Here is a 16,190-nt window from a genome sequence, read left to right as displayed (position 1 = left end):
ACCGTGGGCCCGGACAGGTGAAGGATGTAGTGCTCGGATGGGTGAGGTTCGTCGTGCGGCGCGTGGTCGAGGCAATCGCAAGGCGAGCAGCCCACTCTTCACACAGCTGCTGACCGCCGCGGTCGATACCGCCGGTGACCGCATCGCGCTCGTCTGGTCCCCCGCCGGCGGTGTGCGCCGCGAGCTCACCTACACCGAGCTCGACGAGCGGTCCTCGCGGTTGGCGCGTGCGCTGATCGCGCGCGGTGTGGGTCCCGGTGACGTGGTGGCGCTGGGTGTCACCCGGTCGGTCGAGTCGGTGCTCGCGGTGTGGGCGGTCGCCAAGGCCGGTGCGGCCTATGTGCCGGTCGATCCCGGCTTGCCCGCGGAGCGGATCGCTTTCCTGGTGGCGGATTCGGGGGCGGTGCTCGGGCTGACCTGCGCGGCGTGGGCCGATCAGCTCGGCGACGGGATCGCCTGGATGTCGATGGACGACCCGGGCATCGCCGAGCTGCCCGCGCATCCGGTCTCCTACCTGGACCGCGTCCGCCCGCTGAGCGCGCAGCATCCCGCCTATGTCATCTACACCTCCGGGTCGACGGGGCGCCCGAAGGGTGTGGTCGTCACCCACGCCGGTCTGGGCGCGCTGGTGGCGGCGGCGCGGGAGCGCTACCGGGTGGATGCCGAGTCGAGGGTGCTGCACGTGTGCTCCCCCAGCTTCGACGTATCGGTGCTCGAGCTGCTGGTGACCTTCCAGGCGGGGGCGCGGCTGGTGGTGTCGCCGCCGTCGGTGTTCGGCGGTCCCGAACTGGCGGATCTGCTGGGCCGGGAGCGGGTGACGCACCTGATGATCACGCCCGCGGCGCTGGAGTCGGTCGATCCGCGCGGTCTGGATGCGGTGCGGGTCGTGGTCGTGGCCGGTGACGCGTTCGGTCCCGCCCTGGTGGCGCGGTGGGCGGGCGCGGGGCGCGCGTTCTTCAACGGGTACGGGCCGACCGAGGCGACGATTCTGGCGACGGGCAGCGCGGAGCTGGCGCCGGGGCGGCCGATCACGATCGGCGCGGCGTTCGCCGGGGTCGGCGCGGTGGTGCTGGATGCCCGATTACGGCCGGTTCCGGTGGGGGTGGCCGGTGAGCTGTATCTGTCGGGTCCGGCGCTGGCGCAGAGCTATCTGGGCAGGCCGGCTCTCACGGCGGACCGGTTCGTGGCCTCGCCGTTCGCCGGGGCGGAGGGTGCGCGCATGTATCGCACCGGTGATCTGGTGCGCCGCACGGCCGAGGGTGAGCTGGAGTACCTGGGCCGGGCGGACTTCCAGGTGAAGGTGCGTGGCTTCCGGGTGGAGCTCGGGGAGATCGACGCGGCGCTGACCGCGCATCCGGAGGTGGACTTCGCGGTCACGGTCGGGGTGCGGGCCGAGTCCGGGGCGACGGTGCTGGTGGCGTATGTCCTCGCCCGGCAAGGTGTTTCGGTCGACACGGCGCGGCTCACCGAGTTCGTCGCGGCCGCGCTGCCCGGGCACATGGTGCCGACCGTGGTGGTCGTGCTCGACGAGTTGCCGTTGACGCCGAACGGGAAGCTCGATCGCGGCGCGCTGCCCGTGCCGGTGTTCGGTGCGGTGGGGTCGCGGGCGCCGTACGGTCCGGTGGAGACGCGGATCGCGGAGTTGTTCGCGCAGGTGCTCGGGGTGGAGCGGGTGGGGGCGGAGGATTCGTTCTTCGCCGCCGGTGGCGACAGCATTCTGTCGATCCAGCTGGTGACCAGGGCGCGGGCGGCCGGGATCGTGTTCACCCCGCAGCAGGTGTTCGAGCATCGCACGGTGGCGGGGCTGGCGCGAGTCGCTGTGCTCGGTGGCGAGCCGGTGGCGAACCTGCCGGAGCTGCCCGGCGCCGGAGTGGGTGAGCTGCCGTTGACGCCCGTGCTGGCCGCGATGGTGGCGGGTGGCCGGGTGTTCGGCAGGTTCAGTCAGCAGATGGTGCTGGCCCTGCCCGAATCGATCGACAGGGACGGTCTGGTGGCGGTGCTCGGCGCGGTCGTCGATCACCACGACATGCTGCGGGCCAGGCTGGGGCTCCGCGACGGACAGTGGCGGCTCGAGACCCCGCCGCCGGGCAGTGTGGACGTGCGCGACCTGCTCACCACGGTCGAGGTCCCGGCGGGGGCGTCGCTCGACGCGGTCGCCGAGTCGGCCATGGATGGCGCGCTGGCGGCGTTGGATCCGGCCGCGCGCATGCTCGCCGTCACCTGGCTGCGCCGGGCCGACGGTCCCGGCGCGTTGGTGGTGGCGGCCCACCACGCGGTGATCGACGGCGTGTCCTGGCGGATTCTGTTGTCGGACCTGGTCGCCGCGTGGGCACTGTCTTCGGCGGGCAGGCCCGTGGTGCTGCCCGCGGTGGGGACCTCGTTCCGGCGCTGGGCGCACGGGTTGACCGAATCGGCGGCGGCGCGCCGCGAGGAACTCGATCACTGGCGCGAGGCGCTGGCCGTGCCGGACCCGCTCGTCGGCGATCGCGTGCTGGATCCCGCCGTCGACACCGCCTCGACCGTGCGGACCTTCAGCGTCACCGTGCCCGCCGACATCACCGAGGCCGTCCTCACGGCGTTGCCGACGCGGTATCGCGCCGGCGCCGAGGACGGTCTGCTCGCCGCGCTGGCGCTGGCGGTGCGCACGTGGCGTGCGCGCCGTGGCGTCGACGCGCCGGCCACCCGGATCCGGTTGGAGGGGCACGGCAGGGAGGCTTCGGCGGTGCCCGGCGCGGATCTGACGCGGACGGTCGGCTGGTTCACCAGCATGTATCCGGTCGCGCTTGACCTGAGCGGTGTCGACCTCGACGACGCCTGGCGTGCTGGCGCGGCGACCGCGGCGGTGGTGAAGGCGGTCAAGGAGCAGCTGCTCGCGGTGCCGCACAAGGGGATCGGCTTCGGCATGCTCCGTCACCTCGACGCCGGGTCGGCGCAGGTGCTCGGCGGTTCGCTCGGTCAGGTCGGCTTCAACTATCTGGGGCGGGTCTCGGCGGGTGAGGTGTCGGCCGATCCGGCCGCCGGCGGCTGGTTGCCGACGGCCGAGTGGGGCGAGCCGGTCGCGCGACAGGATCCGGAACTGCCCGCGGCGGCGGTGATCGACGTGAACGCGCTGGCCACCGATACCGAGGCGGGGCTGCGGTTGCGGGCGTCGTTCTCCTACGCGGCGGGGATCGTCGACGAGGCGTCGGTGCGGGAGCTGGCCGAATGCTGGACGGCGGCACTGGAGGTGCTGGCCGAGCATCTGCGTGGTCCGGCCGCGGGCGGGCTCACCCCGGCCGATGTGGCGCTGGTGCGGGTCGGGCAGGACGAACTCGACCGCTGGCATCAGGAACGTCCCGGCCTCGTCGATGTGGTGTCGTTGGCGCCGCTGCAGCGGGGTCTGTTGTTCCTGGCGCAGGTGTCGCCGGAGGACCCGTATCTGGTGCAGCTGGCGGTGGAGCTGGCCGGTGACGTGGATACGGCGCGGCTGCGCCGGGCGGCGCAGGTGGTGCTGGATCGGCACGCGATCCTGCGCACCTCGTTCGGGACCTCGGCGAGCGGGACGCCGGTCGGGTTCGTCGCCGAGTCCGTCGCGGTGCCGTGGCGGGTGGTCGACACCGAGCCCGCGGCGGCGAGCGAGTTCCTGGCCGCCGAGGCGAAGGCCGGGTTCGATCCGGCGGTGGCGCCGCTGGTGCGGTTCACCCTCTACCGTCACACCGGGACACACCTGGTGCTGACGGTGCATCACCTGCTGGTGGACGGCTGGTCGATGCCGTTGCTGATGCGCGAGCTGCTCGTCGCTTACGCGGCCGACGGCGCGCCCGCACCGCTGCCACCGGTGCGCCCCTACCGCGACTACCTGAGCTGGCTGGCCGGACAGGACCGCGACGCGGCCCTGCGCGGCTGGGCCGAGGCGCTGGCCGGACAGGAACCCACGATGCTGGCGGCGGCGGTGTCGCCGCCGGCGCACCCGGAGCCGGGCCACGGGACGGCCACGGTCGAGTGGTCCCCCACCGAGGCCGAGGTGCTCGGGACGGTCGCCGCGGCACACGAGGTCACGGTCAACACGCTGTTCCAGGCCGCGTGGGGGCTGGTGCTGGCCGAGGCGGTCGGCGCCGAGGACGTGGTGTTCGGTGCGGTGGTGTCGGGCAGGCCGCCGCAGCTCGACGGTGTCGACACCATGGTCGGCCTGTTCGCCAACACCGTCCCGGTGCGGGTGCGTGCCGAGTCGGGGGCGTCGCTGCGGATCCTGTCCGCACGGGTGCAGGCCGAGCAGGTCGCGCTGCTCGAGGGCCATCATCTGGGGTTGCCCGAGATCCAGCGCGCGGCGGGCGCCGGCGAGCTGTTCGACACTCTGCTGGCCTTCGAGTCCTATCCGGTGGACAACGAGGGGATGCGGCAAGCGCACGGCGCGCTGGACGGGCTCGAGATCGTCGACGTGGTGGCGGCCAACGCCACCCACTATCCGGTCGCGGTCGGTGTCGAGGTGGGCGCGGGCATCCGGGTGGGTCTGCAGTATCGGCGCGACCGGCTCACCGCCGCGACCGCGGACGCGCTGGCGGCGCGGCTGCGGATCGTGCTCGACGCCTTCGTCGACAGTCCGGATCTGCCCGTCGCGGATCTGCGCGCGCGGCTGGCCCGGCGCGCGGACCCGATCGCGCGCGCCGCGTACTGGCGCACCGTGCTCACCGATGTGCCCGAACCGGCGCTGCCGACCGATCGCCCGCGCCCGCAGACCCCGGTGACGATCGACGGCCGCGTAGGCATCCCCCTGCCCGCCGAATTGTGCGCGCGGATCAAGCGATTCGCACGCGACCGCGAGGTCGATGTCGCCACGATCGCGCACAGTGTGTTCGCCGTGCTGCTCGCCCGGGTGTCGGGCGGTACCGACCTCGCGATCGGGTTCGCCGGCGAAGGCACCCGGCTCGTGCGAATAAGCATCCCGGGTGGACAGCCCTTCGAGGCGGTGGTGCGGGAGATGGCCGCGGCCGAACGCGCCTGCCCGGCCGCGGGCTTGACGCCGGATGAGCGTGCGCGCTGGAACGCGCCGCGGCCGCTGGTCCGGGTCATGATCCTGCCGGAGGATCGCACCAGCGAGGACGCCGCGCACTGCGATCTCGTGCTCACCGTGCGAACGCACCCCGCGGCGGGCATCGCCGTCGAATTCGGTTATGCCACAGCGCTGTTCGATCGCGCCACGCTGTCGGTCCTGGCCGACAGGATGCTGCGGCTGCTGCTCGGCGGGCTCGAACGTCCGCACACGCCGGTCGGTGACCTGGCGGTCCTCAGCGCCGGGGAACTGGCCGCCCTCACCGTCCGCGCGGGCCAGGACGAACCCGCCGCCCTGTTCCCCGACCTGCTCACCCGCGGTGTCTCCCGGGGGCGCGACCGGATCGCGATCCGCGAGGGCGACCGGGTCCTGACCTACGGCGAACTGGACGAGCACACTTCACGATGGGCGCGGGCGCTGATCGCGCGCGGTGTCGGACCCGAGGTGGCGGTCGCGGTCGCGCTGCCGAGATCGACGGAGATGGTGGTCGCGGCGATGGCGATCGCCAAGGCGGGCGGCGTGTACGTCCCGATCGATCCGGCCTATCCTGCCGCCCGGCTGAGACACCTGGTCGCCGACTCGGGCGCGGTACTCGGCCTCACCGCGACCGCCCACCGCACCCACCTACCGGCCGAGCTGGACTGGCTGTGCCTGGACGATCCCGCGCTCGACCAGGCGTGCGCCACTTTCCCCGCCACCCCGGTCACCGACAGTGACCGGCAGGCCCCGCTGCGCCCGACGCATCCGGCGTATCTGATCTACACCTCCGGTTCCACCGGCCTGCCCAAGGGCGTCACGGTGACCCACACCGGGCTGGCCCCGCTGCTCGACGAGGCGGTGCGCCGCTACGGGGTGCGCGCCGAGGATCGGTTCCTGCACATCTGCTCCCCTTGCTTCGACCCCTCGATCCTGGAGTGGCTGTGCGCGTTCGCCACCGGGGCCACACTGGTCGTGGTGCCCGCCGAGATCCTGGGTGGCCCCGACCTCGCGGCCGTGCTGGCCGAGGCGTCGGTGACGCACGCGATCATCACCCCGGCGGTGCTGGGCACCCTGGACCCGACGGGCCTGGACGCGCTGCGGGTGCTGTCGGTGGGCGGTGACGTGACCACCCCGGACCTGCTGGCGCGCTGGCAGCCCGGCCGCCGCTACCTCAACGGGTACGGCCCCACCGAGACCACCGTCATCTCCACCTACGCCGAGCTCACCGCAGGCGGCGCGGTGACGATCGGCGAGCCCGTCGCCGGCACGCACGCGATGGTCCTGGACGCCCGGCTCCATCCCGTCGCGCCGGGGGTCACCGGTGAGCTCTACCTCGCCGGTCCCGCGGTCGCGCGGGGTTACCGCGCGCAGCCCGGGACGACCGCGGCGCGGTTCCTCGCCGATCCGTGGGGTGGCGAGGGTGCGCGCATGTACCGCACCGGCGATCTCGTGCGCCTGCGTGACGGCGCGCTGACCTATGTGGGGCGTGCCGACACCCAGTTGAAGGTGCGGGGCTTCCGTATCGAGCCGGGTGAGGTCGACGCGGTCCTCGCCGCCAGGGCCGACGTTGCGGCCGTGGCGACGGTGGGCCGCTCCACGACGGCCGGTGCGATCACCCTCGTGTCGTATGTGGTTGCGGCCCAAGGAGACACGCTCGACCCCGAGGATCTGATCGAGTACGTCGCCGGTCTCCTGCCGCCGCAGCTGGTGCCGTCGGCGGTGGTGCTCCTCGACGCCCTGCCGTTGACGACCAACGGCAAACTCGATCGCGGCGCGCTGCCTGCCCCGGTCCTCGCCACGGCCGGCGACCGCGCACCGCTCGGTGACACCGAAACCGTGCTGGCCGAACTGTTCACCCGGGTGCTCGGCATCGCCGAGGTGGGGGCGCACGACTCGTTCTTCGCCCGCGGTGGCGACAGCATCCTGTCCATCCAGTTGGTCTCGCTCGCGCGCGCCGCGGGTCTGGTGTTCACGACCAGGGACGTCTTCGAACACCGCACCGTGGCCCGGCTCGCCGAAATCGCCACCACCGGCGGCACCGACGCGCCCACGCTCACCGAACTGCCGGGCGGCGGAATCGGTGCCGTGCCGTTGACCCCGGTGCTCGTCGAATTCCTCGCCGACGGGACGCGCGACCGGTTCGCGCAGACGATGGTCCTCGCACTGCCCGCGCGGATCGACCGGGCCGGGCTGGTCGCCACACTCGGCGCCGTCCTGGCCCACCACGACATGTTGCGTTCGCGCCTGTGGCACGACGGCGACCAGTGGCGTTGGGAGGTGCTCGCGCCCGGTGCCGTCGACGCCGACGAGCTCGTGGGCGAACTCGACGCGGGCCACGCCGACGGCCCCGACCTCACCCGTTTCGGCAGCGCCGCCATGGATTCCGCGTTGTCGGCGCTGGACCCGGCCGCGGGCCGCATGCTTGCCTGCACCTGGGTGCGCCGCGCCGACGCCCAGGATGTGCTGGCCGTGGCCGCGCACCACTACGCGATCGACGGGGTCTCGTGGCGGATCCTGCTGCCCGATCTCGTGCTCGCGTGGGCGCAGTACAGCGCCGGTCGGCCGATCACCCTGGCCCCGGTCGCGACCTCGTTCCGCCGCTGGGCACACGGCCTGGCCGAGGCCGACCGTTCCGCCGAATTCGACTACTGGCGGCGGGTGTTGGACACTCCCGATCCGCTCCTCGGTGCCCGAGCGCTCGACCGGACCCGCGACACCGAGGCGAGCACGCGCTCGCTGACGGTGCGGGTGCCGGTCGAGGTGAGTGACACGCTGCTGACGACCCTGCCCGCCGCCTACCGGGCAGGCCCCGACCACGCCCTGCTGGCCGCGCTCGCCGTGGCGGTGCGCCAGTGGCGTGCCCGCCGCGGGATCGCCGCCGACACCGTCCGTCTCCGGGTCGAGGGCCACGGCCGCGTCGACGACGTGGTGCCCGGCGCGGACCTGACACGGACCGTCGGCTGGTTCACCAGCGTTTATCCGCTCGTTCTAGACCTGTCCGGGGTCGCGGCCGACGGCAGCGCCCAGACACTCGCCGCGACGATGCGCACCGTCAAGGAGCAGGTGCTCGCGGTGCCCGACCACGGCATCGGGTTCGGGCTGCTGCGCCACGACCCCGATCGGCCGCACCGGCTCCCCGGCGAGATCGGGCAGATCGGCTTCAACTATCTGGGCCGGGCCGGGACCGGCGCCGAGAGCGCGGACAACGCCTGGCTGCCCACCGGCGACCTGGGCGACATCGCCGTCGACCACGGCCCCGACCTGCCGGCGAACGCCGTCCTCGACATCAACGCCATCGCCGTCACCACCGCGTCGGGCCCCTGCCTGGAGGCCGGATTCCGCTACGCCACCGGCATTCTCGACGACGCCGCCGTCCGCGAACTCGCCGAGGAATGGACCGCGCAGCTCACCGCGCTCGCCGCGCACCTGAGTGATCCGTCGGCGGGCGGGCTGACACCGTCGGATGTCGCCCTGGTGCCGGTGACCCAGCACGACCTCGACCGCTGGCGCCACACCCACCCCGGACTGTCGGAGGTGCTGCCGCTCTCGCCGCTGCAGCATTCGCTGCTGGCGCTGGGGGAACTGCTCGAGGAATCGGTGCACGCCTACGTCATCCAGCTCGTCGCCGAACTGACCGGTGCGCTGGACCTCGCCCGGTTGCGGCGGGCCGCCCAGACCGTGCTCGACCGGCACGCCAATCTGCGCGCCGCCTTCGTCACCACCGCTGAGGGCATCCCGGTGCAGGTGGTGGCCGAGGGTGTGGAAGCTCCCGTGCGCCTGGTGACCGAGGTCGCCGACACCGCGATCCCCGAGCTGCTGGCCGCCGATCAGCGCACGGTCTTCGATCCCACGATCGCGCCGCTGCTGCGATTCACGGTGTACCGCACCGATTCCGGGCGCAGCCTGCTCGTCCTGACCGGCCACCACATCCTGCTCGACGGCTGGTCGATGCCGCTGCTGATGAAGGAACTGCTGGTCCTGTACGCGACCGGCGGTGACGCGGCCCCGCTGCCGGCCGTGCGCCCGTACCGCGACTATCTGGCCTGGCTCACCCGCCAGGACCGGGCCGCCGCCGAACACGCCTGGTCGCAGGCGCTCACCGGCGTGCGCCCGACCGCACTGGCACCCGAGCTGCGGTGGCCCCCGGCGACCGGCACCGGTTTCGGGCTGTGCGAATTCGACCTCGACACCGCCGCGACCGCCGCGCTGACCGATTTCGCCGCCGCGACCGAGGTCACCCCGAACACCGTGTTCCAGACCGCGTGGGGGCTGGTGGTGGCCGCGAGCACCGGGCGTGACGAGGTCGTCTTCGGCGCCACCATCTCGGGGCGGCCGCCGCAGCTCGACGGCGTGGGCGACATGATCGGCCTGTTCGTCGACGCGGTGCCCGTGCGCGTGCGGGTCACGGCCGCGACGGCGGGCCTGCTGGTCCGTGCGGTGCAGGCCGAACAGGCCGCGCTGCTGGATCACCATCACCTCGGGCTCGGCGCGATCCAGCGCGTGGCCGGGCAGGGCGAATTGTTCGACACCATGCTCGCCTTCGAGTCCTATCCGGTCGATGTCGAGGGGCTGCGGGCGGCCAGTGGCGCGCTCGACGATCTGCGCGTCGAGGACCTGCGCGGCGCCGACCACACCCACTACCCGATCACGGTGCTGGTGTTCCTCGGCGCCCGCACCCGGGTGCAGATCAAGTACCGCCGCGATCTCGTCGCCGAGGTGACCGCGCGGGCCGTCACCGACCGGCTCCGCACCGCGCTCGAGCAGCTGATCGCCACGCCCGTGACGGACCCGTTCGCCGGTCCGGCCGCGGTGGCCGACCCGATCGGGCACGCCCGCTACTGGCGGCACGCCCTGGCCGATCTGCCCGGCCGCCTCGTACTGCCCGGGCAGCACGGGGACGGCGACGGCCGCGGCCGCGCACAGCAGCCGGTACCGCCCGCCACGCGTCAGGATGCGCGGGCGCTCGCCGACGCGGCGGGCGTGAGCTGGCACACGCTGATCAGGACGACGACCGCGGTGCTGCTGGCCCGGCTCACCGGCCGCGACGACATCCTCGTCACGGCCCCCGGCCCGCTGCCGTTGCGCACCCTCGTCGACCCCGCGACCCCGTTCCACGAGCTGCTGTCCCGCGCGCGGGACAGCGAACGCGAGGCGCGCACGCACCTCGGCCCTTCGCTGCCGGAACTGTCCGCCCTGCTCGGGCTCGCGGATCCCGCCGCGTTGACCCAGGTCTCGCTCGGTGGCCCCGACCAGGCCGGTGACCTCGTCATCACCGTTCCCGAGGACCACTCGACCGTCGAGATCGACTACGCCCGAGCGGTATTCGACGACGCCACCGTGACCGACCTGCTGCGGCGCCTGGTGCTGCTGCTCACCGCCGCCGCCCGGCGCCCCGAGATCCCGGTCGGGGACCTGCCGCTGACCGACCACGCCGAAGCCGCGGCGCTGCCGCACCTCGGTGACGGCGCCACCCCGCCGGTCACCGGCACCCTGCCCGAGATCCTGGTGCGCGGCACCGGCTACGGCCAGCAGCGGATCGCGGTGCGCGACAACGGCCGCGAGATCACCTACGGCACCCTCGACGAGGATTCCGCGCGCCTGGCACGCGTCCTCATCGCCGACGGTGTCGGACCCGAAACCGTGGTCGCCGTCGCCATCCCCCGCTCGTACGAGGCGATCCTGGCGTTCTGGGCCGTCGCGAAAGCCGGCGGCGTCTACCTGCCGGTCGACCCCACCTACCCCGCCGACCGGGTCCGGCACATGCTCGACGACTCCGGCGCCACCCACGGCGTCAGCCTCGCCACGCACCGGCCCGCGCACGCAGGCGCCGTGCGGTGGCTGCTGCTCGACGACGCCGACGTGCGCGCCCACGTCGCCGCGCGCGCCTGCACCCCGGTGCGCAACCGCGACCGGCGCGCCTCGATCCGCCACGACCACGCCGCCTACCTCATCTACACCTCCGGATCCACCGGTCTGCCCAAGGGTGTCGTGGTCACCCACGCCGGCCTCGGCGCCCTGGTCGCGCACTCGTCCAACCTGATGGGTCTGCGCCACGACCACCGCATGCTGCACGTGTGCTCGCCCAGCTTCGACCAGTCCATCGAGGAGATCGGCACCGCATTCCACCGCGGCGCCACCCTGGTGATCGCGCCACCGGACACCGTTGGCGGAGCCGACCTCGACGACCTGCTGCGCGCCGAACGCGTGACGCACACGATCATCACCCCCGCCCTGCTCGGCACCCTCGACCCGGCGGCCCTGCCCGATCTGGTGTGCGTGTCCGCGGGCGGTGAGGCGAGCACCGCCGATCTGCTGGCCGCCTGGCAACCCGGGCGCTACTTCCTCAACGGTTACGGTCCGACCGAAGCCACCATCGGCGCCACCTACGCCAGTCTGCGTGCGGGACAGCGGGTCACGATCGGGCGCCCGGTTCCCGGCGTGCGTGCCCTCGTCCTCGACGTCCGGTTGCATCCGGTGCCCGTCGGTGTCGCCGGCGAGCTGTATCTGGCCGGGCCCGCCCTGGCCCGCGGCTATCACGGCCGCGCTGCCACGACCGCGGAACGGTTCGTCGCGAATCCGTGGAGCGCGGGTGAACGGCTGTACCGCACCGGCGACCAGGTCCGCTGGGTGCGGGCAGGCGACGTCCCGGAGCTGGAATACCTGGGGCGCACCGACTTCCAGATCAAGGTTCGCGGTTTCCGCATCGAACCGGGCGAGGTCGACGCGGTCCTGACCCGGCATCCGCAGATCGGGGTCGCCGTCACCGTCGGTGCCCCCAACCCCGCCGGGGAGACCGTGCTGGTGTCGTATGTGACCGGCAGCGACATCGATCCCGCCGCCGTCACCGGGTGGGCCTCGGCACTGCTGCCCGCGCATCTGGTGCCTGCCGCGATCGTCGTGCTCGACCGGATCCCGCTCTCGGCGGTGGGCAAACTCGACCGCACCGCCCTGCCAGCGCCGAGTTTCACCGCGCACCCCTACCGGGAACCGTCGACCGCGCTGGAACGCACCGTCGCCGCGGTGTTCGCCGACGTACTCGGTGTCGACCGGGTCGGCGCCGACGACAACTTCTTCGACCGCGGCGGCAACTCCCTGCTCGCCACCCGCCTGACCGCCCGCCTCGGCGCGGCCGTCGATCTGCGGGTGCCGGTGCGGGTGCTGTTCGCCGCCCCCACCGTCGCCGCGTGCGCCGCCGAGCTCGCGCGTCTGACCCGTGCCGACCGCCGACCCGCCCTGCGCGCGACGGCACGCCCCGACCGGATCCCCCTGTCGCCCGCGCAGCAGCGCATGTGGTTCCTCAACCGGTTCGACACCCGCACCGCCGCCTACAACATCCCGATCGTGCTGCGCCTGACGGGTGCGCTCGACACCGAGGCGCTGGCCGGCGCCTTCGGCGATGTCGTTGCCCGGCACGAGATCCTGCGCACCCGGTACCCGTCCGTCGACGAGGCGCCCGTGCAGGTGATCCTCCCGCCGGACCACCCCGACGTGCCGACGCTGCGGGTGGAGACCGTCACCGACACCGAGGCGGCGGTGGCACAGCTGGTGTCGACAGTGTTCGACGTGACCGGCGAAGTGCCGTTGCGCGCCTGCCTGTTCCGCGTCGCGCCCGGCGCGCACGTGCTGGCGATGACGGTGCACCACATCAGCGGCGACGGCTTCTCCGGCGGACCGCTCACCAGGGACCTGGTCACCGCTTACACCGCTCGCGCGCAGGGCACGGCGCCGAGCTGGGAACCGCTGCCCGTGCAGTACGCCGACTACGCGCTGTGGCAGCGGGTGCTCCTCGGCGACGACACCGATCCCACGTCCACGGCGGCCGAACAGATCGCCTACTGGCGCCGCGAACTGGCCGGGCTCCCCGACCAGCTCGACCTGCCCCGTGACCGGCCGCGCCCGGCGATCCAGACCTACGCGGGCGGCCGCGTGCCGCTCACGCTCGACGCCGCCACCCACGCCGCGCTCACCGACCTGGCCCGCGCCTACGGCGCCACCCTGTTCATGGCCGTGCACACCGCCCTGGCCGTGGTCCTGGCCCGGCTGGCGGGCACCACCGACATCGCCATCGGCACCCCGGTCGCCGGCCGCGGCGACGCCGCGCTCGACGACCTGATCGGCATGTTCGTCAACACCCTGGTCTTCCGGACCCGGGTCGACCACGACGCCGGTTTCGGCGCGCACCTGACCCGGCAGCGCGAGAGCGACCTGCGGGCCTTCGCCCACGCCGACATCCCGTTCGAACAACTCGTGGAAGTGCTCAACCCGGCCCGGTCCACGGCCCGGCATCCCCTGTTCCAGGTGGGTCTGTCGTTCCAGAACCTGGCCACGGTGCGCATGGATCTGCCCGGCATCGAGGTGTCGTCGGTGGAACTGGACCGCGCGCTGTCCCAGTTCGACCTGCACCTGATCCTGGCCGACAGCTACGACGCCGACGGTGCCCCCGCGGGCATCAGCGGCCACTGCACCTTCGCCGCCGACCTGTTCGACGCGGCGACCGTGCGCGGGTTCCTCGACCGCTTCACCCGCTTCCTCACCGCCGTGACCGCCGACCCCACCGCGCCGATCCACACCGTCGACGTCCTGGCCCCCGCCGAGCGGACCACCATCCTCGACACCTGGAATCGCACCGCCCGCCAGGGCGATCCCCGCGCCACGCTCGGGTCGCTGTTCGCCGACACGGTCGCCGCGGTCCCCGAACAACTCGCCCTGGTCGCCGGCGACACCCGCTGGAGCTTCGCGGAGCTGGACGCGAGGGTGAACCGGTTGGCCCGCCATCTCGTCGCCGCCGGGGTGGGCCCGGAGACGCGGGTCGCGCTGGCGCTGCGCCGCGGCCCCGCCCTGGTGGTGGCCATGTACGCGGTCGCCGCGGCGGGCGGGGCCTACGTGCCGATCGACCCCGACCAGCCCGCGGCCCGGCACGCCCACATCCTCGACACCGCCGTCCCCCTGCTGGTCCTCACCGACACCGCGACCGGCTTCACCGCGCCGGGCAACGCCGTGCTCACCGTCGACCGGCTCGACCTGACGCGGCACCGGCCCGACCCGCTCACCGACTCGGACCGGATCGCGCCGTTGCGCGCCGCGAACACCGCCTACGTGATCTTCACCTCCGGCTCGACCGGCCGCCCGAAGGGCGTCGCCGTCTCCCATGCCGCGATCGTGAACCAACTGCGCTGGAAGACAGCGGAATTCGGACTCACCGCACAGGACGCGGTGCTGCTGAAGACCGCGGCGAGCTTCGACCTGTCGGTCTGGGAGTTCTGGTCGACCGCGGTCTGCGGCGGACGGCTGGTGCTGGCCGCACCCGATGGTCATCGGGATCCGCACCACCTCGCCGAGCTGATGCGCCGCGAAGGCGTCACCACACTGCACACGGTGCCGTCCATGCTCGACGCCCTGCTCACGGTCCCGTTCCCGGCCGCGGTGCGGCGGGTCCTCGCGATCGGGGAGGCGCTGCCGCCCGCCCTGGTGCGCCGATTCACCGCCGCCGCGCCCGGCACCGCCCTGTTCAACGTGTACGGGCCCACCGAGGCCGCGGTGTCCATCACCAGCCACCGGGTGTCGGACAGCGACACCGAGACCGTCCCGATCGGGCGGCCGGTGTGGAACAGCCAGGTCTATGTGCTGGACGCGCGCCTGCGGCCCGTCCCCGCCGGGGTACCCGGTGAGCTCTACCTGGCCGGGACCCAGCTCGCCTCGGGCTACCTCGACCGCCCCGACCTCACCGCGGAACGATTCGTGGCCAACCCGTTCCGCGCGGGCGCCCGCCTCTACCGCACCGGCGACCTGGCGGCGTGGACCGCCGGCGGTGAGCTGGAATACCGGGGGCGCACCGACTTCCAGCTCAAGATCCGCGGCTTCCGCATCGAAACCGCCGAGATCGATGCCGTGCTCGCCGAACACGCCGATGTCGGCTTCGCGGTCACGGTGGGCCGGGAGAACCAGGCCGGTGCGACCGTGCTGGTGTCCTATGTCGTGCCCGAGCCCGGGCACGAGATCGTCGTCGCCGACCTGCTCGACCGGGCCGCGCGGGCGCTGCCCTCGCACCTGGTGCCCGCCACCGTCGTCGTCCTCGACGCGGTGCCGTTGACCTCGGTCGGCAAGCTCGACCGCGCCGCGCTACCCGCGCCCGACCTGGCCGTCCGTGCCTACCGGGCGCCGGGCACCGAGGTCGAGCAGCGGGTGTGCGACATCTTCGCCGAGGTCCTGCGGGTGGATCGGGTCGGGCTCGACGACCACTTCTTCGAACTCGGCGGCACCTCCCTCAGCGCCACCCGGCTCGCGGCCCGGCTCAGCGGCGCACTCGGGGCCACCGTGCCGGTCACCGCGATCTTCACCGCGCCCACCCCGGCAGGCATCGTCGCGGCGCAGGCCGCCGAGAGCGCCGACACCGCCTTCGACGTGCTGCTGCCGTTGCGCCCCTCGGGTGCCCGCGAGCCGCTGTTCTGTGTGCACCCGATCGGCGGCGTGGCCTGGTCCTTCGGAGGCCTGGCCGCCCACCTCGACCCGGACCGTCCGCTCTACGGGCTGCAGTCACCGGCCCTGAACTCCGCGCAGCCGCTGCCGGATTCGATCGAGGACTTGGCCCGGCTCTACGTCAAGCAGATCCGGGAAGTGCAGGCCGAGGGCCCCTATCACCTGCTCGGCTGGTCCCTCGGCGGTGTCATCGCCCACGCCATGGCCGTGCAACTCCAGGACGAAGGCGAACAGGTCGCCCTGCTGGCCATGCTCGACTCCCGGTTGACCGCAGCCTGCGCCGACCACACCGTCGGTGTCGTCACCGCGGCGGATCTGCTCGGCGGCTTCGCCGGCGACGACGCCGCGGGGGCTCTCGACCCGCGGCACCTGGTGCGCGAGCTGTGCGAACGCTCCGCGCCCCAGGTCGCGCTCGATCCGGCCCGGCTCGACCGGATCGTCGACGCCGCGATCGCCTCGGTGGCCCTCGACGCCGCCTACCGCCCGCGCGTGTTCGACGGTGCCCTCACCTATTTCACCGCCGCCCACGACGATCCGATCGGCTCGACGGGAGCCGCGTCCTGGACCGCGGCGGTCACGGGCCCGGTGCACAACCAGCCCGTGGACGCCACGCACTGGCACATGACCGACGACGCCGCCCTGCGCGTCATCGCTGCCACGCTGCGGCAACGGTGGTGACCCGGCCGTATCCGCGGCACGCCACCAC

1 protein-coding gene is annotated in these 16,190 nt (G+C 73.3%); it reads left to right on the top strand.

All coding sequences use genetic code 11. The features are described from left to right. Positions 1-37 precede the first annotated feature (37 nt). Complete coding sequence (locus AB0H56_RS16180; protein ID WP_357163143.1) at positions 38-16,162, top strand: amino acid adenylation domain-containing protein; 16,125 nt, start codon at positions 38-40, stop codon at positions 16,160-16,162. Positions 16,163-16,190 lie beyond the last annotated feature (28 nt).

Source organism: Nocardia sp. NPDC050717 (assembly GCF_040654275.1).
Taxonomy (GTDB): Bacteria; Actinomycetota; Actinomycetes; order Mycobacteriales; family Mycobacteriaceae; genus Nocardia.
The sequence above is the reverse complement of the archived record's forward strand: the minus strand, read 5'-3'. Positions and strand labels throughout refer to the sequence as shown.

Excerpts from the sequence above, each read along its gene's own strand:
- AB0H56_RS16180 (WP_357163143.1), top strand. The coding sequence starts at position 38 with ATGGGTGAGGTTCGTCGTGCGGCGCGTGGTCGAGGCAATCGCAAGGCG.